Origin of the sequence: Streptomyces sp. NPDC053069 (assembly GCF_044546895.1) — a bacterium.
In the GTDB taxonomy this organism is placed as follows: Bacteria; Actinomycetota; Actinomycetes; order Streptomycetales; family Streptomycetaceae; genus Streptomyces.
The window spans coordinates 15596-36779 of record NZ_JBITZN010000002.1 but is presented as its reverse complement, the minus strand read 5'-3'; the positions used below and the strand labels follow the sequence as shown (position 1 = coordinate 36779).

The following is a 21184-nucleotide window of genomic DNA, read 5'->3' as shown; positions in this document are numbered from 1 at the left end:
CCGGATGCTCCGGGGCCGCCGCCGGTGAGCTTCACGCGCGCGTGGGCGTCACTTTCCGCTCGTCACTTCTTGCTGCTGTAGTTCGGCGCCTCGACCGTCATCTGGATGTCGTGCGGGTGGCTCTCCTTCAGGCCCGCCGAGGTGATCCGCACGAACCGGCCGTTCGCCTGCAGGTCGGGCACGGTCCTGCCGCCGACGTAGAACATCGACTGGCGCAGGCCCCCGACCAGCTGGTGGACGACGGAGGACAGCGGGCCGCGGTAGGGCACCTGGCCCTCGATGCCCTCGGGGATCAGCTGCTCGTCGGAGGCGACGCCCTCCTGGAAGTAGCGGTCCTTGGAGAACGACCTGCGGTCGCCGCGGGTCTGCATGGCGCCGAGCGAACCCATGCCGCGGTACGACTTGAACTGCTTGCCGTTGATGAACAGCAGCTCGCCCGGGGACTCCTCGCAGCCCGCGAGCAGCGATCCGAGCATCACCGTGTCGGCGCCCGCGACCAGGGCCTTGGCGATGTCGCCGGAGTACTGCAGACCGCCGTCGCCGATGACCGGGACACCGGCGTCCTTGGCGGCGAGCGCGGCCTCGTAGATCGCGGTGACCTGCGGGACGCCGACGCCGGCGACCACGCGCGTGGTGCAGATGGAGCCCGGTCCGACACCGACCTTGATGCCGTCGGCGCCCGCGTCGACCAGGGCCTGGGCGCCGTCGCGCGTGGCGACGTTGCCGCCGATGACGTCGACGCCGGAGGAGTTCGACTTGATCTTGGCGATCATGTCGCCGACCAGCCGGGAGTGGCCGTGCGCGGTGTCCACGACGATGAAGTCGACACCGGCCTCGATCAGGGCCTGGGCACGCTCGAAGGCGTCACCGGCCACACCGACCGCCGCGCCGACCAGCAGACGGCCCTCGGCGTCCTTGGCCGCGTTCGGGTACTGCTCCGCCTTGACGAAGTCCTTGACGGTGATCAGGCCCTTGAGGACGCCCCCGTCGTCGACCAGCGGCAGCTTCTCGATCTTGTGCTTGCGCAGCAGCTCCATGGCCTCCGGGCCGGAGATGCCGACCTTGCCGGTGACCAGCGGCATCGGGGTCATGACCTCGTGCACGCGGCGGCTGCGGTCGCTCTCGAAGGCCATGTCACGGTTGGTGACGATGCCGAGGAGCTTCTTGTCGCCGTCGGTCACCGGGACACCACTGATGCGGAACCGGGCGCACAGCGCGTCGGCCTCGGCGAGAGTGGCGTCCGGGTGGATGGTGATGGGGTCGGTGACCATCCCGGACTCGGAGCGCTTCACCAGGTCGACCTGGTTGGCCTGGTCCTCGATGGAGAGGTTGCGGTGCAGCACGCCGACGCCGCCCTGGCGGGCCATCGCGATCGCCATGCGGGACTCGGTCACCTTGTCCATGGCGGCGGACAGCAGCGGGATGTTGACCCGCACGTTCTTGGAGACGTACGAGGCGGTGTCGATCTCGTCGGGTGCCATGTCCGACGGGCCCGGCAGCAGCAGCACGTCGTCGTAGGTCAGCCCGAGTGTCGCGAATTTTCCGGGCACTCCGTCGACGTTGGCAGTCATGACACCTTCCCCAAATGGCCTTGATCGGTGCGGATGTCCATGCTAACGGGAAGCATCGCTAGCAAATTCCACGGTACGGGGTCGCTTCAGGCTTCGTATGTTCGTACGGAAACGGCGGCGCACCTGTTCAGCGAGGGAGCGCGGGGTGCTGCGCGCCAGGGGATTACTGCTCGGCGAGCGCGCGGAGGCGGCTCAGCGCCCTGTGCTGGGCGACCCGGACGGCGCCGGGTGACATTCCCAACATCTGCCCCGTCTCCTCCGCGGTCAAGCCCACGGCGATGCGCAGCAGGAGCAGCTCGCGCTGGTTCTCGGGGAGGTTGGCCAGCAGCTTCTTCGCCCACTCGGCGTCACTGCTGAGCAGGGCGCGCTCCTCGGGGCCGAGGGAGTCGTCGGGGCGTTCCGGCATCTCGTCCGAGGGGACGGCCGTGGAGCCCGGGTGGCGCATCGCGGCGCGCTGGAGGTCGGCGACCTTGTGCGAGGCGATGGCGAAGACGAACGCCTCGAAGGGGCGGCCGGTGTCGCGATAGCGGGGCAGCGCGAGCAGGACCGCGACACAGACCTCCTGGGCCAGGTCCTCGACGAAGTGGCGCGCGTCGCCGGGCAGCCGGGACAGCCGGGTGCGGCAGTAGCGCAGCGCCAACGGGTGCACGTGCGCGAGCAGATCGTGCGTGGCCTGCTCGTCCCCGTCGACGGCGCGATGCACGAGTGCACCGATCGCCCCGTGGGCCGTGCCCGCCTCGTCGTCGCGCATCGGTCCATGGTGCCTTGCGGCCGTCCGGTCCGTCGCATCGTGCTCGTGGTTGTGCACCGAAGCGTTATGAGCAGGCGCGCCGGCAGTCATTCCCTGCGCCCTCCCCTTCCGCTCGACCGACTCGTCCCCGAGAGACTCCACATCTCAAGGATGCGGCATCCGCGCCGAAACGAGCATCGCGCGTCCGGCGGGCCTCCTTGCGCAGCGCCCGCCGAGGCGTCCGACGGAGTCGTGACGCCCAGGGCGCGCACAACCCGACCGCGTGTGCCGCGATCCTCGTCCAGCGGTTCCGACCACGGGTGTTCACGGAGTGGATCTCCGTTCCCGCGTACGACCCCCACCCGGCCGGCGGCCTGCCGTACGCCTCCTCGGGTGTGACCGGGTCCACCCGTCGGCGGCGCGTCACGGCCGCTTCCACGGGCAACCCGAACACCCGCCAAGGCGTTTCACCGCGCCACGTCCGAGTACCGCCCCGACGGGCGGACCAGGAGGCGACGGTACGACGCCGAAGCCCGGGGTGCCGCCGCAGGGCACCCGGGTCCGGGTCCGCAGGCGGCCGGGGCGCGGCAGTACGCCCTGCGGCCGAGAGTCCCGCGGAAGCACGCACGCGCGCGTCCCCGTGCATACCCGGGGCAGGCCGAGACGCCCCCCGGAAGCCCTCGTCCGGCCTCACGGTCGGCCGAGGCACGGCCTTCCGGACCCGGGGCCCGGCGTGGCTCCGCGAGTGCGTCCAGGACGAGTGCGTCGTCGTGGCGGGGTTCGGTTCGGCGCACGGCCGGGACGCGCCGATGGCGGCATACGGCCCGGGGCCCCGGAAGTCGCCGCACGGCCCGGACACCCGGAAGCCGGCAGTCCGCCCGGACATCCCGGGCAGCGTGCCGTGTCCCCTTCCCCGGGCGATTCCGACGCCGGCAGGGCGCCCGGCTGCGGCCAGGGGAGGTGGATATGCGTACGGTTCCGGAAGTGGTGCACCGGTGGCGGCCGGCCCCGCCTGCCCCGCAGGGCTGGGCACTGCCTACCGGACCAGTCCCCAGCGGAAGCCGAGCGCCACGGCGTGGGCCCGGTCGGAGGCGCCGAGCTTCTTGAACAGGCGCCGCGCATGGGTCTTGACGGTGTCCTCGGAGAGGAACAGCTCGCGCCCGATCTCCGCGTTGGAGCGGCCGTGGCTCATGCCTTCCAGAACCTGGATCTCACGCGCGGTGAGCGTGGGCGCGGCACCCATCTCGGCCGAGCGGAGCCGGCGCGGGGCCAGCCGCCAGGTCGGATCCGCCAGGGCCTGGGTCACCGTGGCCCGCAGCTCCGCGCGCGAGGCGTCCTTGTGCAGGTAGCCCCGGGCGCCGGCGGCGACCGCGAGGGCCACGCCGTCGAGGTCCTCGGCGACGGTGAGCATGATGATGCGTGCGCCGGGGTCGGCCGACAGCAGACGGCGCACGGTCTCCACGCCGCCCAGGCCGGGCATGCGCACGTCCATCAGGATGAGGTCGGAGCGGTCGGCGCCCCAGCGGCGGAGGACTTCCTCGCCGTTGGCCGCCGTCGTCACGCGCTCGACGCCGGGCACGGTCGCCACCGCGCGGCGGAGCGCTTCTCGGGCAAGCGGGGAGTCGTCGCAGACGAGGACGGATGTCATGGCCGCCCTCCGCAGCTGATGCGCGTCACCTTGAGCCTCCAGGCTGGTACGGAATCGTCACCTGTGCGGTCGACCGCCTCGGACGCCTGCCCGAGCGCTTGTGTTTTCAACCGCCTCCGCACTCTCAACGACGGTCACTCGAAAGAGTTACGGGGCATCGTGCCGTCTTCGGCACTCTACGTGAGGGCCTCGATACAGAGCAGACATGGACGACAGACCCTCAACTTTTCATCACAACTATGCCCCATTTGGCCTCTTTTCTTCCCGTTTCGTGGTGTCTGAGGCTAGATTCGCAATGAGTCATATTTTCATCTCCTTAGACCGGAGATGTACGGTCGTTGGCACCGTATCCGCTCAGAACGGCTACAAGGGGTCACGTAATGGCAGATTTCTCCCGCCTTCCCGGACCGAACGCGGACCTGTGGGACTGGCAGCTGCTGGCTGCCTGCCGCGGCGTGGACAGCTCGCTCTTCTTCCACCCTGAGGGCGAGCGCGGGGCGGCTCGGAGCGCTCGCGAGAACTCGGCCAAGGAGGTCTGCATGAGGTGCCCCGTGCGCGCGGAATGCGCGGCGCATGCGCTGGCGGTGCGCGAGCCGTACGGCGTGTGGGGCGGCCTGACCGAGGACGAGCGTGAGGAGCTGATGGGGCGCGCGCGCAACCGCCTGGTGACGGCCTCGGCCGCCGGCGCGGACACGGCCCGCAACCACTGAAGTAACGTTTCTGCACCCAGGGCCCCCGGGGTGCGCTGTTCCCCCTCCACCAGGGCACGCCGCGCGCGTGCCCTTGATTCTGCCGCGGGCTCCTGGGGGTGGTGCCGGACAGGCTCTAGGAGCGCCCGGCCGCCCGGGCCAGCTGTTCCAGCGTCGCCGCCACCGCCGGTACCTGCGCCAGGTCGGGCAGGGTGAGGGCGACGATCTCGCGCCGCACCGCCGGCTCCAGCCGTACGGCCCGCACGCCCCTGGGCCGTACCGACTCCACCGCCAGTTGCGGCAGTACGGCGACCCCCAGGCCGGCGCCGACCAGGCCGGCCACCGCCGGGTAGTCGTCCGTGGCGAAGTCGATGCGCGGCGTGAAACCGGCCCCCTCGCAGACCTCGACCAACTGGCCGCGGCAGCGCGGGCAGCCCGCGATCCACGGATCCTGGGCCAGCTCGCCGATGGCGACGGACTGTGCGCGTGCCAGGCGGTGCCGCTCCGGGACGAGCGCGACCAGACGGTCCGTCAGCAGGGGCCGTACGACCAAATCGTCCCACTCCTCGGCGACCGCCGCGCCCTCGTAGCGGAAGGCCAGCGCCAGATCGCAGTCGCCCTCGCGCAGCAGCTCGGCGGACTTCGGGGGCTCGGCCTCCTCCAGGGACACGCGGGTGCCGGGGTGGGCGGCGCGCAGGGCGGCGAGGGCGGTGGGGACCAGGGTGGACGTGCCGCTCGGGAAGGAGACCAGCCGGACCCGCCCGGCGCGCAGGCCGGCGATGGCGGCGACCTCCTCCTCGGCCGCGGTGAGCCCGGCGAGGATGCCGGAGGCGTGCCTGACCAGGGCTTCCCCGGCCTGGGTCAGCCGCATCTCGCGGCCGCTGCGGACCAGCAGCGGGGTGCCGACCGAGGTCTCCAGGGCCTTCATCTGCTGGCTGACGGCGGGCTGGGTGCAGCCCAGTTCGCGCCCCGCCGCCGAGAAGGAACCGGTGGTGGCGACGGCGCGCAGGACGCGGAGATGTCGAGCCTCGATCACCCTTCGAGCATAAGGGATGCTTGGGGACGGCGCGCGATATTCGCTCGATGCTTTGAGGCGGCGTCCCGTACCGTGCGGGCATGAGGGTTCTCACGGTCAATCTGGGCCGCCCGCAGCCGGTGCCGTACACGGACCAGCGGGAGGGCGTGACGGGCATCGACAAGAAGCCGGCCGACGGGCCGGTGCGGGTGACGGCGCCCGGCCCCAAGGGGCTCGGCGGCAGCGGGCTGGCCGGGGACGCGGTGTGCGAACTGCGCCACCACGGCGGGGACGACCAGGCGGTGTACGCCTACGCGCGCGAGGACCTCGACGGCTGGGAGCGCGAACTGGGCCGGTCGCTGGCCAACGGCTGCTTCGGGGAGAACCTGACGACGGACGGACTGGACGTCTCCGGGGCGCTGATCGGCGAGCGCTGGCGGATCGGGGCCGGACCGGTCCTGGAGGTGACCTCGGGCCGGATCCCGTGCCGTACGTTCCAGGGCCATCTGGGCGAGCGCGGCTGGGTCAAGAGGTTCACGCAGAAGGGCTCAACGGGTGCCTACCTCCGGGTGATCGAGCCGGGCGAGATACGGGCGGGCGATCCGATCGAGATCGTGCACCGTCCGGACCACGGCGTGACGGCGGCGATGCAGTTCCGCGCGGTCACCACCGAGCGGGAACTGCTGCCGCGGCTGCTCGCGGCGGGCGAGGCGCTGCACGCGGAGACACTGGCCGCGGCGCGCAAGTACGTGGCGGCGCAGCAGGGCTGAGCGGCCGTCGGCCGGGCCGCCGTCCGGGCCCCGGCCAGCGGACGCGCGCGCTCGCGGTCACTACCCTTGGGCCATGACAACGGCTCTGATTACGGGATCGACCGCGGGGATCGGCGCCGCGTTCGCGCGGCGGCTGGCGGCTGACGGGCACGACCTCGTCCTGGTGGCACGGGACACCAAACGGCTGCGCGAACAGGCGACCGAACTGCACGACCGGCACGGCATCGAGGTGGAGGTGCTGACCGCCGACCTGTCCGAGGACAAGGGCATCGAGTCGGTGGCCGACCGCCTCGGCGACCGGAAGAACCCGGTCGACCTGCTGGTCAACAACGCAGGCTTCGGCAACAAGGGCCGCTATCTGGAGGTGCCCATGGCCGATGAGCTGCGGATGCTCAAGGTGCACTGCGAGGCCGTGCTCCGGCTGACGTCGGCGGCGGCCGAGGCGATGCGCGAGCGCGGCCGGGGCGGGATCGTCAATGTCGCCTCCGTGGCCGCCTTCGTGCCGCGGGGCACCTACGGCGCTTCCAAGGCATGGGTCGTGCAGTTCACGCAGGGCGCGGCCAAGGACCTGGCCGGCAGCGGCGTACGCCTGATGGCCCTGTGCCCCGGCTTCGTGCGCACCGAGTTCCACCAGCGGGCCGGGATGGGCACGGACAACATCCCGGGGTGGATGTGGCTGGACGCCGACAAGCTGGTCGCTACGGCTCTGGCCGACCTGGCGCGCGGGAAGTCGTTGTCGATCCCCGACCCGCGCTACAAGGCGCTGATGGGCCTGGTGAAGGTCACCCCGCGCGGACTGATGGGCGGGATCTCCTCCCGGACCGGACGCAAGTACGGGCCCCGGTAGCGGACGGGTGGCGCTGCCGTCCCGGTGCGAAAATGAGCGTGACACAACCGGGTCAGGGGGGCCGGGAGGCGGCGTCATGACCTTCGTACAGCTCATCGAGTGCAGGACGAGCCGGCTGGACGAGATGAACCGGCTCATGGACGACTGGGTCGAGCAGACCAAGGGGAAGCGGACGGCGACGCACGCGCTGGTCGGCAAGGACCGCTCGGACGCGGCACACATCGTCGAAGTGGTGGAGTTCCCGTCGTACGAGGAGGCGATGCGGAACTCGAACCTCCCGGAGACCGACAGGATCTTCCAGGAGATGGTCGCGCTGTGCGACGAGATGCCGACGTTCACCGATCTGGACGTGGTGCGGGACGAGCGGCTGGCCGAGGACACCGTGCGGCGGTTCTTCGAAGAGCTTCAGACCGCGGGCGAGCTGGCGCCGCTCAACAACCTGCTGAACGAGGACATCCACAGCCACGACCCGGTGAACCCGCAGGACACCATCGGCCTGGACAACGCCCGCGCCGAGTACCGGATGTGGCGCGCCGCCTTCGACTTCACGTTCACGGTCGAGGACGTGCTCGCCCAGGGCGACCGGGCTTGCGCGCGGTGGACCTGGAACGCCACGCACAAGGGCGACTTCCTCGGGATCGGGTCCACCGGCCGTCAGGTCACCATGACCGGGATGACGCTGTTCCGCTTCGGCGACGACGGAAAGATCGCCGAGATGTGGTGGCAGCACGACCAGCTCGGGCTGATGCAACAACTCGGTGCACTGGACGAGTTGGAGCAGTGAAGGACTTCCTGCCGCGGTCCGGACAGGGCGAAGGCCCGGCACCGTGGCGGGTGCCGGGCCTTCGTCAGGAGCGCTTGGCTCAGTGGGCGTGGCCGTGGCCGTGGCCCGCGGCGGCCGGCTCTTCCTCTTCCTTCTTCTCGACGACCAGGGTCTCGGTCGTGAGCAGCAGGGAGGCGATGGAGGCGGCGTTCTCCAGGGCGGAGCGGGTGACCTTCACCGGGTCGATGACACCGGCCTTGACCAGGTCGCCGTACTCGCCGGTGGCGGCGTTGTAGCCCTGCCCCTTCTCCAGGTCCTTGACCTTGGAGACGATGACGTAGCCCTCCTGGCCGGCGTTCTCGCCGATCCAGCGCAGCGGCTCGACCACGGCGTTGCGGACGACCGCGACACCGGTGGCCTCGTCGCCGGTCTTGTCGAGGTTGCCCTCCAGGACCTTGGAGGAGTGGACCAGCGCGGAGCCACCACCGGAGACGATGCCCTCCTCGACCGCGGCGCGGGTCGCGGAGATGGCGTCCTCCAGACGGTGCTTCTTCTCCTTCAGCTCCACCTCGGTGGCGGCGCCGACCTTGATCACGCACACGCCGCCGGCCAGCTTCGCGAGGCGCTCCTGGAGCTTCTCGCGGTCCCAGTCGGAGTCGGTGTTCTCGATCTCGGCCTTGATCTGGGCGACGCGGCCCGTCAGGTCCTCCTGCTTGCCGGCACCCTCGACGATGGTGGTGTCGTCCTTGGTGACGGTGACGCGGCGGGCGGAGCCGAGCACGTCCAGGCCGACCTGGTCGAGCTTGAGGCCGACCTCCTCGGAGATGACGGTGGCGCCGGTGAGGATCGCCATGTCCTGCAGCATCGCCTTGCGGCGGTCGCCGAAGCCGGGAGCCTTCACCGCGACGGCGTTGAAGGTGCCGCGGATCTTGTTGACGACCAGGGTCGACAGGGCCTCGCCCTCGACGTCCTCGGCGATGATCAGCAGCGGCTTGGAGGCGCCGGCCTGGATGACCTTCTCCAGCAGCGGCAGCAGGTCCTGGATGGAGCTGATCTTGCCCTGGTTGATGAGGATGTACGGGTCGTCGAGGACGGCCTCCATGCGCTCCTGGTCCGTCACGAAGTACGGCGACAGGTAGCCCTTGTCGAAGGCCATGCCCTCGGTGAAGTCCAGCTCCAGACCGAAGGTGTTGGACTCCTCGACGGTGATGACACCGTCCTTGCCGACCTTGTCCATCGCCTCGGCGATCAGCTCGCCGACCTGCTGGTCCTGGGCGGACAGCGCGGCGACGGCGGCGATGTCGGACTTCTCGTCGATCGGGCGGGCGGAAGCCAGCAGGTCGTCGGAGACGGCCTTGACGGCGGCGTCGATGCCCTTCTTCAGGGCGGCCGGGGAGGCGCCGGCGGCGACGTTCTTCAGGCCCTCACGGACCAGCGCCTGGGCGAGGACGGTGGCGGTGGTGGTGCCGTCACCCGCGATGTCGTTGGTCTTGGTCGCCACCTCCTTCACCAGCTGCGCGCCGAGGTTCTCGTACGGGTCCTCGATCTCGACCTCGCGGGCGATCGTGACACCGTCGTTGGTGATGGTGGGGGCGCCGAACTTCTTGTCGATGACGACGTTGCGGCCACGGGGGCCGATCGTCACCTTCACCGTGTCGGCCAGCTTGTTGACGCCGCGCTCGAGGGCGCGACGGGCGTCCTCGTCGAACTTCAGGATCTTCGCCATGACAGCGGGAGCCCTCTCGGAAATCTATGGGTGACAAGACAACTGCGCCCCGGGCGCCCGGCTTCTTATCGGTCGCGGGGGGCCAGGGGCGCAGCTCAGAAACTTCGAGGTGGAGTTACTTCTCGATGATCGCGAGAACGTCGCGAGCCGAGAGGACGAGGTACTCCTCGCCGTTGTACTTCACCTCGGTGCCGCCGTACTTGCTGTACAGGACGACGTCGCCGACCTTGACGTCGAGCGGAAGGCGCTCGCCGTTCTCGAACCGGCCCGGGCCCACGGCGAGGACGGCGCCCTCCTGGGGCTTCTCCTTCGCGGTGTCCGGGATGACCAGGCCAGAGGCCGTGGTCTGCTCGGCGTCCAGCGGCTGGACCACGATGCGGTCCTCGAGCGGCTTGATGGCAACCTTGGAGCTGGCGGTCGTCACGATCCGACCTCCCCCTTCGGAGATCTCACGGGGTTAACTGTCTGAGGTGGCGACCAGGTCGATCCGTCGTCGCGGGTGCCGGACCTGCCCGTCGCTTTTTTGGCACTCTCCAGTGGGGAGTGCCAGAGCCGAGACTATGACTGCGGTTAGCACTCGGTCAAGCGGAGTGCCAATGCCGTGCGGCGCGTCGGCCGTTTCTTCGTCGGCGCCGGCGTTCTTCGGTGGCCCGGGGCTGCCCCGCCCTCCCGGGGTCTCCCCGCCGGACGGGCTGTTCATTGCAGGTAGTTTTCGAGGCTCCCCACCGTCAGGCCCCTCTGCTGCACCCTGCGGAGCACCCTCGTCGTGCGCTCCCGCAGGCTCGGGCCCGTTGTCTCGTCCGGGCCGATCAGGATGATGTCGCCGGGGCGGAGATGGTGCGGGCCGTGGGTGTAGACGAGGTCGGTCGGGGTCACGGCGGTGCGCCAGAGGACGAGTGCGGAGATGCCGCAGTCGGAGGCCGCGCGCAAGGTGGTGGTGTCGTACGAGCCGTACGGCGGGCGGAAGAGGTGGGGACGCAGGCCGAGGCGGGAGCCGAGCCGGTCCTGCTGGCCGCAGATCTCGGCACGCTGGCCGGCGTAGGGCAGCCCGGACAGCGCGCGGTGGTCGAGGGTGTGGTTCTCGATGCCGGCGCCCAGCCGGTGCAGGCGGGCGAAGTGGCCGTAGCCGGGGCCGGCGGCACTGTCGGTGAGGAACATGCTGACGGGCAGCCGGAGTTCGCGGACCATGTCGACGAAGCGGGGGTCCTTGTCGGCGCCGTCGTCGTAGGTCAGGAACACGACCCGGTCACGGGTGGGGACGTGGTCCATGACGCGGGGCAGGACGCGGCCGGCGGTGTGCGGGGCGAGGGCCAGCGTGCGGGCGGCGCGGCGCGGCGGGCGGGCGAGGGGCTCGGTCAGCCCCCAGCGGAGGTAGGGCCGGTCGGGGGCGGGGCCGGTCGGGTGTACGCCCTCGGCCGCCTTCTTGCCGAGGCGCTCGATCGGGTCGACGGACTGGGCACAGCCGGTCAGGAGGAGGGCCGACGCGAGCAGCACGGCCAGACCCCGGCCGAGACGCCCCCCTCCGCCCCTGGCCGGCACCCCCTCGCCGGCGGCCGGAACACGTCCCGCGTCCCGGACGTACCGCGCCCGCAGGCCGCCGCGCCCCGCGCTCCCCCGCACCCGCACCGGGCCGCCGGAGCCCGCCCTCCCCTCCGCCTGCCCCTCGCCGCTCCCCCCGTGGCTCACAGGTAGTCCTCCAGGCGGGCCACGGCGTAGCCCTCGCGGGTGACCTTGTTCAGGAAGCGGCGCATGTCGTCGATCATCGTGCCGTTCCAGTCGGAGCGGCCTCGGAAGTGGGTGAGGACGATGTCGCCGCGGCGCATCTTCTGGTCGTCCTCGCGGTACTCCCAGTGGTCGACGAAGACCTCCTCGTTCCAGATCGGCGCGTAGCGGATGCCGCAGGCCTTGGCGGCGCGCAGGGTGTCCTGGTTGTAGTCGCCGTACGGCGGGCGGAAGACCGTCGGACGCTTGCCGAACTGTCTCTCCATGATGTCCTGCATGCCGCAGATCTCGTCCCGCTGCTCCTCGTAGGACAGGCCCGGCAGGTAGGGATGGTGCAGGGTGTGGTTGTTGAGGGTGTGGCCGTAGGACTGCATCCTGCGGAAGTACCCGTAGTCGTCGTCGACCAGGTAGTTGCTGAGGAAGGCGGTGTACGGGATCTTCAGGTCCCGCATCATCCGCAGGAAGTCCGGATCCTTCTCCGAACCGTCGTCGATCGTGAGGAAGACGATCTTCTGCTTGGTCGGGATCGTGGTGAAGACAGGGGGCAGCTCCCAGTCCTCCTGGTGGTCCACCTCGAAGCCGTCCCGGGCGGTGATGTGCGGCTTCTTCGCGGGCGGGGGCGGCGGCGTCAGCGGGACCTCGTCCAGTCCCCAGCGCCGGGCGGCGGCGACCAGCCGGGCGTGTTCGGCCGCCTGGCGGGCCCGGGGGCTCAGGGCCTGCGCGGGGGCGCCCGGGCCGCGCGCGGGGCTGCTCGCGTCGGGACCCGCGCAGCCGGCGAGGAGTGCGGCGCAGACCAGCACGGCGGATCCCCGGACGAGGAACGAACGTCCGGCATGAATCTGATTTTTATCGTTTTGTACGATTAGTCGCATGGCGTCGGATACTCCCAGGCCGGAGCCCGGATCCCGGGCCGACACCGCCGCCGGAGGCGCACGATCCACCGACTGGCCCACAATGACCCGGTGAACGACCTCGCTCTGCTCCTCACCCCCGAAGGCCGTGCCCTCCTCGACGAGGTCCGCGACACCGCTCCGGCGGACGAACTCGCCGTCGCCACCCGGTTGCGCCGCGACCATCCCGCCGAGCTGGTGTCGGCCGCGCTCGGCCAGGCCCGGCTGCGACAGCGCGCGGCGGCGAAGTTCGGGGCGGCGGACGCGGGGCGGATGTTCTTCACGCCGAACGGGGTCGAGCAGTCGACCCGGACCAGCGTGGCGACGTACCGCGCGGAGCGGCTCAAGGGGCTCGGCGTGACCTCCGTGGCCGACCTGTGCTGCGGGATCGGCGGCGACGCGATCGCGTTCGCCCGGGCGGGGATCCGGGTGCTCGCCGTGGACCGGGATCCGGTGACGGCCGCGGTGGCCCGGGCGAACGCCGGGGCGCTGGGGCTGGACGAGCTGATCGAGGTGCGCGAGGCGGACGTCACGGAGGTGGACACCGCCGGGTACGACGCGGTCTTCGTGGATCCGGCGCGCCGCGGGGGCCGCGGCAGGATCTTCGACCCGGAGGCCTACTCGCCGCCACTGTCCTGGGCGGTGGCAGCCGCCTCGGCCGCCGGGACGGCCGCGCTGAAGATCGCCCCGGGCATCCCCCACGAGGCGGTCCCCGCCGAGGCCGAGGCGGAGTGGATCTCCGACGGCGGCGATGTGAAGGAGGCGGTGCTGTGGTTCGGGACGGGGGCACCGGGGGCGGTCCGCGCCACGCTGCTGCCCGGCCCGCGCACGCTGCTCGGCCGCGGCCTGCCCGATCCCGGGATGCGCCCGGTGGGGCGGTACCTGTACGAGCCGGACGGTGCCGTGATCCGCGCCCATCTGGTCGCCGAGGTGGCCGAACACCTGGACGGCGGGCTGATCGACCCGACGATCGCCTACGTCACCGCCGACGAGCTGCGGCCCACGCCGTACGCCTCCGCCTACGAGATCAGCGACCAACTGCCGTTCAACGTCAAGAAGCTGAAGGCCCTGCTGCGCGAGCGCGAGGTCGGGACGCTGACCGTGAAGAAGCGCGGGTCGGCGGTCGAGCCGGAGGAACTGCGCCGGAAGGTCAAGCCGCAGGGACCGAACGCGGCAACGGTGTTCCTCACCCGGGTCGCCGGGGCACCCACGATGCTCGTGGGCCGGCCCGCCTAGACAAGGCCTGGGACGGCGTCTCGCCTGCCCGGCGCAGCAGCAGTTCCCGTTCCTTGTCGTTGCGTGCCAGGCCGGCCGCCCGCTCGAACTCCGCGCGGGCCTCCGCCCGCCGCCCGAGCCGGGCCAGCAGGTCACCGCGGACGCTGGGCAGCAGGTGGTAGTCGCGCAGGGCGGGTTCGGCGGCCAGGGCGTCCACCAGCCTCAGGCCCTCGGCGGGGCCGTCGGCCATCGACACGGCGACCGCGCGGTTCAGCTCGACCACCGGGGACGGGGCACGGGTGGCCAGCAGGCCGTACAGGGTGGCGATGGTCCGCCAGTCGGTCTCCTCGTAGGTGTACGCATGGGCGTGGCACGCGGCGATGGCCGCCTGGAGGGCGTAGCGGCCCGGGGCGCCGGTCGCCGTGGCGCCGGCCCGGTCGAGGGCCTGGACGCCGCGGGCGATGAGCATGCGGTTCCACCGGCGGCGGTTCTGGTCCTTGAGCAGGACGGGCTCTCCGTCCGGACCCGTGCGGGCGGCGGTGCGGGACGCCTGGAACTCCAGCAGCGCGGCCAGGGCGTGCACCTCCGGTTCCTTGGGCATCAGCGCGGACAGCACACGGGCCAGCCGCAGCGCGTCCTCGCACAGGCCGGGGCGCAGCAGGTCGTCGCCCGCGGTCGCCGCGTACCCCTCGTTGAAGATCAGGTAGATGACGTCCAGGACGGAGCCGAGGCGGGCCTCGCGTTCGGGGCCGCAGGGCACCTCGAAGGCGATGTTCTTCTTCGCCAGGGTGCGTTTGGCACGGACGACGCGCTGGGCGATCGTCGGCTCCGGGACGAGGTACGCGCGGGCGATCTCGGCCGTGCTCAGGCCGCCGAGCAGGCGCAGGGTGAGCGCGGTGCGGGCGTCCGGGGACAGCACCGGGTGGCAGGCGGTGAAGACCAGCCGGAGCAGGTCGTCGTCGATCTCGTCCGGGTCGGCGGGCTCGTCGTACGGCGGCGGGGACGACAGCGTGCGGTCCCGGCCGATCTCCTGCAGCTTGCGGGCGTAGGTCTCGCGGCGCCGGACGAGATCGACGGCCCGGCGCCGGGCGGCGGTCATGAGCCAGGCGCCGGGGTTGTCGGGCACACCGTCGCGTGGCCACTGCTCCAGGGCGGCGACCAGGGCGTCCTGCGCCAGTTCCTCGGCGATGCCGACGTCCCGGACGATCCGGGCCACCCCGGCGATGACGCGGGGCGACTCCAGGCGGAAGACGGTCTCGATGGCCTGGGCGGCGGGTCCGGCGGGCTGTCGCTCGGCGGGCCGTGACGCGGCGGGCTGTCGCTCGGTGGGCTGTGATTCCACAGCCCACCATGCAACACCCCCGGTGCGGCGCGGCGCCAGCGGCTCAGCCCTCGGCGATCTCCCGCACCTCACAGGTCACGGTCCAGAAGTCCTCGTGGACCTGCAGGAACCGCTTCGCCCACTCCAGCGCCTCGGCCTTGTCCTTGCACTGCATGAGCGCGTAGCCGCCGATGACCTCCTTGGACTCGGTGAACGGGCCGTCGGTGACGGAGATCCGGCCGCCCTCCCAGCGCACCCGGGTGCCCTGGGCGGACGGGGTGAGCCCGGCGGTGTCGAGCATGACGCCGGCTTTGGTGACCTCCTCGATCAGCTCGCCCATCCGCCGCATCAGCTCCTCGCTGGGACCCTCGGCGGGGGCGGAGGACTCGTCGATGCGCACGAGCGACAGGTAGCGGGGCATGGTGACTCCTCGGGATCAGGGCGGCGGGGCCGCTCCCCGCCGCTCACCCCTGCGTCGAACGGGCGACCCCGGGATCGACACTCCCGCGAGAAAACTTCGGGGAATTTTCCGTCAGCGCAGGGACGCCCACAGCTCGCTCGCCGTCGGTTCGTTCGCCACCACCCGGTTGTGGTCGGAGGGTGCCGGGACGACCGGCATCATCACCGTCCTCACATGGTCGGCGGTCAGGCCCTCAAGGCTCTGGCCGAGCCGCATCAGCTCGCTCAGGGAGTCAAGGCCGGTGTCGGTGGTGAGGCCGGCGGTGACCGCGTCGGCGGCCCGGTACAGCCCGGCCGGGTCGGTGAGCAGGTTCGTGGCGGCCATCTGCGCCAACAGGGCCTTCACCAGCTGCTGTTGCAGCCCTATGCGGCCGAGGTCGCTGCCGTCGCCCACGCCGTACCGGGTGCGGGCGAACGCGAGGGCCTGTCTGCCGTCGAGGTGATGGGGGCCGGCCGCCAGGTGCAGATGACTCTCGTCGTCGTCGATGTCCTGCGCGGTGGTGACGTCGACCCCGCCGACCGCGTCCACCAGCTTCGCGAAGCCGGAGAAGTCGATCTCGACGTAGTGGTCCATGCGGACGTTCGTCATCGACTCGACCGTCTTGACGGCGCAGACCGGGCCGCCCACCTCGTACGCGGTGTTGAACATCGCGCCGTGGGCCACCGCCGTCGAGCCGCCGGATGCGAGCGGGCAGGACGGGCGGGTGACGAGGGTGTCGCGCGGGATGCTGACGACGGTCGCCCGGGTACGGCCCGCGTCGATGTGCACGACCATCGCCGTGTCGGAGCGCGCGCCGGAGCTGTCACCGCCGCCGAGTTCCTGGTTGGCCTTGCCGCTGCGCGAGTCCGAGCCGAGGACCAGGATGTTCAGGGAGCCGGTCGGCAGCGGGGAGGCGGCGGCCGGGGAGGGGGTGATCACCGCCCGGGCGGGCCGGTCGTCGCCGAGCGCGCTGTTGATGTCGACGCTTTTGATGTTGTGGTTCAGGTGCCGGTACGCCCAGCCCACGACGCCCGCGCCCAGCACCAGGGTGCCCGTCAGGGTGAGGCCGGCGATCTTCAGCGCCCTCGACCGCCGGCCCGCCCGTCCGCCCGCGTCGCCCTGCTCCTCGCGTTGCTCCTTGTGTCGCGTCACGGCAGGAACGTAAGTCCGAATTATTAGGGGCTTGTTAGCGGAAGCCGTGAGAATCGGATTTCTTCGACCGTGCGCCCCGGGCGCGTCCCGCCGGCCGGCCGCGTCGCGAACTGATTGAACCTCGGGGGCCGGGGGGAACGTATTGAGCCACGGCGGAAGCACAGTGACCGCGCTTCCGCAAGACCCCTGACACGGGCGTTCAGGATGGTTTCAGGTTGCCCCTGACAGGGTCGTTGATCACCTGAACCCCCCTCACAGGAGCAACAGCCTTGACGACGCCCTCGACGACGACATCCGTCATGAAGAAACTGCCCGAGGTCACCCTCGCGTTCTGGATCATGAAGATCGCGGCGACGACCCTGGGCGAGACCGCGGGAGACCTGTTCGCCCAGACCCTCGAGCTCGGCTACTTCCTCACCACCATCGCCCTGTTCCTGGTCTTCGTGGTGACACTGGTGGTCCAGCTGCGCTCGGCGCGCTACAACCCGTTCTTCTACTGGACCGTGATCCTGTCGACCTCCATGGCCGGCACCACGATGTCCGACTTCATGAACCGGGACGCCAGCGCCCGCTATCTCTCGAACGGCGCGACGCGGCTGGGCTGGGGCCCGCAGGGGCTGGGCCTCGGCTATCCGGAGGGCGCCGCGATCCTGGTCTCGATCCTGCTGCTGATCTTCCTCGGCTGGAAGCTGAGCGGGATGACCTTCCAGATCACCGAGATCGTCACCTTCAGGGGCGAGGCCCTGTTCTGGTCGGCGATCCTGGTCTCCAACACCCTCGGCACCTCCATGGGCGACTTCCTGTCCGACAGCTCAGGGCTCGGCTACCTGGGCGGTGCGGCGCTGGTGACCGGTGTGCTGCTGGTGCTGGTGGCGCTGATGAAGGTCCCGGCGGTGCCGAACGTCCTGCTGTTCTGGATCGCGTTCGTGCTGACCCGCCCGCTGGGTGCGACGGCCGGCGACTTCCTCACCAAGCCGGTCGCCAAGGGCGGTCTGGACCTGGGGACGCTCGGTTCGTCGGTCGTGCTCCTGGCGGTGCTGTTCGGGCTGATGGCATACGCACAGCTCAAGGAGCGGCGGGCGGCGGTGCGGTTCACGAACTCCGCGGCGGAGCCGGTACAGCCGCAGCGGTCCGGCCGGCCGTAACGGCGAAACCCGCCCCCGGAGCACCGGGAGCGGGTTTCGTATGGAGCGCCGGGCAGGCCTTGCACCTGCATCTCCCCGCAGGAAGCGGGACGTCTTTCCTTGGACCACCAACGCACTGCGTCCGATCCGGTGTTCCGGCCGTTCGCTGTGTGATGATCATAGCGCAGTCCGGCCGGGGCCGCCAAACTCAGCCGTCCGCCACCGACTCGAACCGCCAGCGGTGCACGGCCCGGGTCACCAACTCCGGGTCGGGTTCGGGCAGTTCGGGCAGCTCTGCGTCGTACGACGTGTCCCACCACGTGATGACCAGCACCCGGTCCTGCGGCGCCCGGAAGGTCTCGCGCCTGAGCGGCTCTTCCGCCAGGCGCTGTTCCCGTGCCCAGGCGAGGAGTTCCGCCCCCCGCCCGTCGGCCGCCCGGGCCTCCCACATCAGGGCGACGGTCATGAGTACAGGTTCTCCTTGCTGACCTCGTGCACATGGTCGTGGTTGCCCGGGACGTGCGGGTCCGTGACCGGCAGGGAGGAGTCGGCCGACAGGTCCCAGCTGGAGGCGGACCGGTTCCGGGCGACCATCTCGGCGCCGAGCGCGGCGACCATCGCGCCGTTGTCCGTGCACAGCTTGGGGCGCGGCACGCGCAGCCGGATGCCGGCCGCCTCGCAGCGCTCCTGTGCGAGCGCCCGCAGCCGGGAGTTGGCCGCGACACCGCCGCCGATCATCAGATGGTCGACGCCCTCGTCCTTGCAGGCGCGGACGGCCTTGCGGGTCAGCACGTCGACGACGGCCTCCTGGAAGGACGCGGCCACGTCACGGACCGGGACCTCCTCGCCGGCCGCGCGCTTGGCCTCGATCCAGCGGGCCACGGCGGTCTTCAGGCCCGAGAAGGAGAAGTCGTACGCGGGGTCGCGCGGGCCGGTCAGGCCGCGCGGGAAGGCGATCGCCTCCGGGTCGCCCTCGCGCGCGTACCGGTCGATGACCGGGCCGCCGGGGAAGCCCAGGTTCAGCACGCGGGCGATCTTGTCGAACGCCTCGCCGGCCGCGTCGTCGATGGTCGCGCCCATGGGGCGGACGTCCGAGGTGATGTCCTCGGACAGCAGCAGGGACGAGTGCCCGCCGCTGACCAGCAGGGCCATCGTCGGCTCGGGCAGCGGGCCGTGCTCCAGCTGGTCGACGCAGATGTGCGAGGCGAGGTGGTTGACGCCGTACAGGGGCTTGCCGAGGGCGTAGGCGTACGCCTTGGCCGCCGAGACGCCGACGAGCAGGGCACCCGCGAGACCGGGACCGGCGGTCACCGCGATGCCGTCCAGGTCCCGGGCGCTGACCCCCGCCTCCTTCAGGGCGCGGTCGATGGTCGGCACCATCGCCTCCAGGTGCGCGCGGGACGCCACCTCGGGTACGACACCGCCGAAGCGGGCGTGCTCGTCCACGCTGGATGCGACGGCGTCCGCCAGCAGGGTGGTGCCGCGGACGATGCCGACGCCGGTCTCGTCGCAGGAGGTCTCGATGCCGAGGACGAGGGGTTCGTCAGCCATTGATCTCGGTTCCTTGTACTGATGAGGAAGGGTCGGTCAGGCGCATGACCAGGGCGTCCACGTTGCCCGGCTGGTAGTAGCCGCGCCGGAAGCCGATCGGCTCGAAGCCGAAGCGCTCGTAGAGCTTCTGGGCGCGGACGTTGTCGACCCGGCATTCGAGCATCACCTCGTGGCACTCGAACGCGGTCGCCGCGCGCAGCAGTTCGGCCAGCAGGCGGGCGCCGAGACCGGTGCCCTGCACGTCGCGGGCCACGGCGATCGTCTGGACGTCGCCCTGCTCACCGGCGGCGACCAGACCGGCGTAGCCGACGATACGGCCGCCGGTCTCGGCGACGAGGTAACGCCGGGTCGCCTCCGGCCCCCGCGCGTGGGCCAGCTCGGACCAGAACATGCCCCGGGACCAGGCGTCCTCGGGGAACAGGTCCTTCTCCAGCTCCAGGACCGGGTCGATGTCCCACCAGCGCATCTCGCGCAGTCGTACGGTCACTTCGGGGTGACCACCTTGTAGTTCTTGGGGACCTGGGCGTCCGGGCGGCGCAGGTACAGCGGGCGGGGGTCCGGCAGCTCCTCACCGGCGGCCAGCCTCTCGGCCGCGAGCGAGGCGAGTGCGGCGGCGGAGACGTGCTCGGGCTCGTGGGCGCTCGGGAACGTGTCCGGGTAGAGCAGCGCGCCGGCGCCGACCGCCGGGAGACCCGCGACCTGCTCGGCGATGTCGGCCGGCCGGTCCACGGCCGGGTCGGTCAGCCGGGTCCGGGAGTCGGCGTACGTCGCCCAGTAGACCTCCTTGCGCCGGGCGTCGGTCGCCACGACGAAGGGGCCCTTTTCGATGTCGGCGGCGTAGGCGAGGCCGTCCAGCGTGCACACGCCGTGCACCGGGACGCCGAGGGCCAGGCCGAAGGTGTCGGCGGTCATCAGACCGACGCGCAGACCGGTGTAGGGGCCGGGCCCGGTGCCGACGACGACGCCGGTGACGGCGTCCAGCTTGAGCCCGGCCTCGGCGAGCACACGGTCGACGGCCGGCAGCAGCAACTCACCGTGCCGGCGCGCGTCCACCTGACTCGACGAGGCGATGACGTCCGTGCCGTCGTGCAGCGCGACGGTGACGGCGGGGGTGGCGGTATCCAGAGCGAGCAAGAGCACGCAAACAGCCTACGGCGCCCACGGCTCACGCATGGCCGTCCGGGTCGGACCGTCACCGGCTGCTACGGTCTGTCTGTACGAAGTACGACATATGACCCGATGCGGAGGTGGGCGCACGTGGCAGGGACCAGCGCGGGGATCGTGGCCGCCCTCACCGCGGCGGCCCTCGGAGCCGTCGGTTTCCTCGCCTACCAGGCCCACGCGACCGCACCGGCGCACCTGGGCGTCAGGCCCGCGGCGGGCGCACCGCCGCTGGCGGCCGCCGGCAAGGCACCCCGCGACCGACGCGACCCGACCGCCCTGCCGCGCGGTTCGGGCAAGGGTGAACGGGTCGTGTACTCGGTGGACGACGACCGGGTCTGGCTGGTCGGCGCGACGAACCGGGTGCAGCGCACGTTCAGGGTGAACCCGGGCAGCATCGACCCGCCGGTCGGCACCTACTGGGTCACCTCCCGTTCGAGCGCGGTCACCGGCTCCGACGGCGTTCCCGTCGAGCACGTCGTGCGGTTCACCAGCGTGGAGGGACTGGCGATCGGGTTCAGTGCGGCGACCGCTCCGCGGGCGGTGGCCGACCCGAGCGCACGGACGGGGGGTATCCGGGAGAGCCGGGCGGACGGCCGGGCGATGTGGGACTTCGCGACCATCGGGGTGCGGGTCGTGGTGATCCGTTAGGCGCCGGGCGCTCCGCGGAGTGCCGCGTCGTGCCGTCTCGCGACTGCGGCGCCGTCGTGGCCGGTCGCGCCAGGCGCGGCGGCAGCCGCCTGGTCGACAGGGCCCCGCGCCCCGTTCGCCCCTCCGGGGCGCTCAGGGGCGCGCGGGGGCCGGGAAACCTCCTTCGCCGCCGCGCAGGAGGCCAGTAGGTCGCGCATGG

The 21184-nt window shown here is 71.5% G+C and carries 22 protein-coding genes and 1 tRNA gene; 7 read left to right on the top strand and 16 right to left on the bottom strand.

From position 1 onward, the window contains the following. Window positions 1-62: 62 nt before the first annotated feature. The 3 genes from guaB to ACIGXP_RS03815 all read right to left on the bottom strand — a co-directional run bounded on the left by guaB (window position 63) and on the right by ACIGXP_RS03815 (window position 3949). Complete coding sequence (gene guaB, locus ACIGXP_RS03825; RefSeq protein ID WP_363214321.1) at window positions 63-1571, bottom strand: IMP dehydrogenase; 1509 nt, start codon at window positions 1569-1571, stop codon at window positions 63-65. Window positions 1572-1734: 163 nt separating this feature from the next. Then, a complete protein-coding gene (locus ACIGXP_RS03820; RefSeq protein ID WP_030641278.1) occupies window positions 1735-2322 on the bottom strand; it encodes a sigma-70 family RNA polymerase sigma factor in 588 nt (195 codons plus the stop codon). A 1015-nt stretch (window positions 2323-3337) separates the two neighbouring features. Beyond that, entirely contained in the window at window positions 3338-3949 is a 612-nt protein-coding gene (locus ACIGXP_RS03815; protein WP_003948568.1) for a response regulator transcription factor, read from the bottom strand. Window positions 3950-4329: 380 nt separating this feature from the next. On the opposite strand from ACIGXP_RS03815, the gene ACIGXP_RS03810 reads away from it, so the two are divergent. Continuing rightward, entirely contained in the window at window positions 4330-4659 is a 330-nt protein-coding gene (locus tag ACIGXP_RS03810) for a WhiB family transcriptional regulator (protein WP_363214322.1), read from the top strand. Window positions 4660-4774: 115 nt separating this feature from the next. On the opposite strand, the gene ACIGXP_RS03805 is transcribed toward ACIGXP_RS03810, so the two are convergent. Beyond that, window positions 4775-5674 (bottom strand): LysR family transcriptional regulator, encoded by a 900-nt coding sequence (locus ACIGXP_RS03805; protein WP_363214323.1) that lies wholly within the window; start codon window positions 5672-5674, stop codon window positions 4775-4777. An 80-nt stretch (window positions 5675-5754) separates the two neighbouring features. Between ACIGXP_RS03805 and ACIGXP_RS03800 the strand changes: the two genes are divergently transcribed. The 3 genes from ACIGXP_RS03800 to ACIGXP_RS03790 all read left to right on the top strand — a co-directional run bounded on the left by ACIGXP_RS03800 (window position 5755) and on the right by ACIGXP_RS03790 (window position 8054). Next, window positions 5755-6423: an MOSC domain-containing protein gene (locus ACIGXP_RS03800; RefSeq protein ID WP_399763661.1), complete on the top strand. Its 669-nt coding sequence runs from the start codon at window positions 5755-5757 to the stop codon at window positions 6421-6423. Between the two features lie 73 nt (window positions 6424-6496). Continuing rightward, complete coding sequence (locus tag ACIGXP_RS03795; RefSeq protein WP_363214325.1) at window positions 6497-7270, top strand: SDR family oxidoreductase; 774 nt, start codon at window positions 6497-6499, stop codon at window positions 7268-7270. A gap of 76 nt (window positions 7271-7346) precedes the next feature. After that, entirely contained in the window at window positions 7347-8054 is a 708-nt protein-coding gene (locus tag ACIGXP_RS03790; RefSeq protein WP_399763656.1) for an ester cyclase, read from the top strand. Between the two features lie 79 nt (window positions 8055-8133). Here the strand turns inward: ACIGXP_RS03790 and groL are convergent, their stop codons facing one another. The 4 genes from groL to ACIGXP_RS03770 all read right to left on the bottom strand — a co-directional run bounded on the left by groL (window position 8134) and on the right by ACIGXP_RS03770 (window position 12353). Further along, on the bottom strand, window positions 8134-9759 hold the full coding sequence (gene groL, locus ACIGXP_RS03785; RefSeq protein ID WP_363214327.1) for a chaperonin GroEL: 1626 nt from the start codon (window positions 9757-9759) through the stop codon (window positions 8134-8136). A 115-nt stretch (window positions 9760-9874) separates the two neighbouring features. Continuing rightward, a complete protein-coding gene (gene groES / locus ACIGXP_RS03780; RefSeq protein ID WP_039652762.1) occupies window positions 9875-10183 on the bottom strand; it encodes a co-chaperone GroES in 309 nt (102 codons plus the stop codon). Window positions 10184-10455: 272 nt separating this feature from the next. After that, on the bottom strand, window positions 10456-11298 hold the full coding sequence (locus ACIGXP_RS03775) for a polysaccharide deacetylase family protein (RefSeq protein ID WP_399764811.1): 843 nt from the start codon (window positions 11296-11298) through the stop codon (window positions 10456-10458). A gap of 143 nt (window positions 11299-11441) precedes the next feature. Beyond that, a complete protein-coding gene (locus tag ACIGXP_RS03770; RefSeq protein WP_399763653.1) occupies window positions 11442-12353 on the bottom strand; it encodes a polysaccharide deacetylase family protein in 912 nt (303 codons plus the stop codon). A gap of 90 nt (window positions 12354-12443) precedes the next feature. Between ACIGXP_RS03770 and ACIGXP_RS03765 the strand changes: the two genes are divergently transcribed. Continuing rightward, window positions 12444-13607, top strand: a complete 1164-nt coding sequence (locus tag ACIGXP_RS03765) for a class I SAM-dependent methyltransferase (protein WP_363214329.1) — start codon at window positions 12444-12446, stop codon at window positions 13605-13607. On the opposite strand, the gene ACIGXP_RS03760 is transcribed toward ACIGXP_RS03765, so the two are convergent. From ACIGXP_RS03760 to ACIGXP_RS03750, 3 genes are all read right to left on the bottom strand, one after another. Then, window positions 13558-14928 carry an RNA polymerase sigma factor gene (locus ACIGXP_RS03760; protein ID WP_399763648.1) on the bottom strand — a complete coding sequence of 457 codons (1371 nt, stop codon included), beginning with the start codon at window positions 14926-14928 and terminating at the stop codon, window positions 13558-13560. The two genes, ACIGXP_RS03765 and ACIGXP_RS03760, sit on opposite strands and share 50 nt — an antisense overlap. A 43-nt stretch (window positions 14929-14971) precedes the next feature. After that, window positions 14972-15328 (bottom strand): YciI family protein, encoded by a 357-nt coding sequence (locus tag ACIGXP_RS03755; RefSeq protein WP_363214330.1) that lies wholly within the window; start codon window positions 15326-15328, stop codon window positions 14972-14974. Window positions 15329-15439: 111 nt separating this feature from the next. Continuing rightward, complete coding sequence (locus tag ACIGXP_RS03750; protein ID WP_399763646.1) at window positions 15440-16498, bottom strand: LCP family protein; 1059 nt, start codon at window positions 16496-16498, stop codon at window positions 15440-15442. 269 nt (window positions 16499-16767) lie between these two features. Here ACIGXP_RS03750 and ACIGXP_RS03745 point away from each other — a divergent pair, with 269 nt between their 5' ends. Then, window positions 16768-17643 (top strand): hypothetical protein, encoded by an 876-nt coding sequence (locus ACIGXP_RS03745; protein WP_399763644.1) that lies wholly within the window; start codon window positions 16768-16770, stop codon window positions 17641-17643. Between the two features lie 41 nt (window positions 17644-17684). On the opposite strand, the gene ACIGXP_RS03740 is transcribed toward ACIGXP_RS03745, so the two are convergent. The 5 genes from ACIGXP_RS03740 to tsaB all read right to left on the bottom strand — a co-directional run bounded on the left by ACIGXP_RS03740 (window position 17685) and on the right by tsaB (window position 20313). Then, window positions 17685-17757, bottom strand: a tRNA-Arg gene (locus ACIGXP_RS03740). Between the two features lie 73 nt (window positions 17758-17830). After that, window positions 17831-18088, bottom strand: a complete 258-nt coding sequence (locus ACIGXP_RS03735; RefSeq protein ID WP_363214335.1) for a hypothetical protein — start codon at window positions 18086-18088, stop codon at window positions 17831-17833. After that, window positions 18085-19173 carry a tRNA (adenosine(37)-N6)-threonylcarbamoyltransferase complex transferase subunit TsaD gene (gene tsaD / locus ACIGXP_RS03730; RefSeq protein WP_363214336.1) on the bottom strand — a complete coding sequence of 363 codons (1089 nt, stop codon included), beginning with the start codon at window positions 19171-19173 and terminating at the stop codon, window positions 18085-18087. Before tsaD ends, ACIGXP_RS03735 begins: the two co-directional genes overlap by 4 nt. After that, window positions 19166-19639 (bottom strand): ribosomal protein S18-alanine N-acetyltransferase, encoded by a 474-nt coding sequence (rimI, locus tag ACIGXP_RS03725; RefSeq protein ID WP_363214409.1) that lies wholly within the window; start codon window positions 19637-19639, stop codon window positions 19166-19168. The genes tsaD and rimI overlap by 8 nt, the downstream gene beginning before the upstream one ends. A 17-nt stretch (window positions 19640-19656) precedes the next feature. Next, on the bottom strand, window positions 19657-20313 hold the full coding sequence (gene tsaB / locus ACIGXP_RS03720; protein WP_363214337.1) for a tRNA (adenosine(37)-N6)-threonylcarbamoyltransferase complex dimerization subunit type 1 TsaB: 657 nt from the start codon (window positions 20311-20313) through the stop codon (window positions 19657-19659). A 117-nt stretch (window positions 20314-20430) separates the two neighbouring features. Between tsaB and ACIGXP_RS03715 the strand changes: the two genes are divergently transcribed. Then, the gene (locus ACIGXP_RS03715) at window positions 20431-20985 is read left to right on the top strand and encodes a hypothetical protein (RefSeq protein WP_363214338.1); all 555 of its coding nucleotides are present in this window, start codon (window positions 20431-20433) and stop codon (window positions 20983-20985) included. Window positions 20986-21184: the final 199 nt, after the last annotated feature.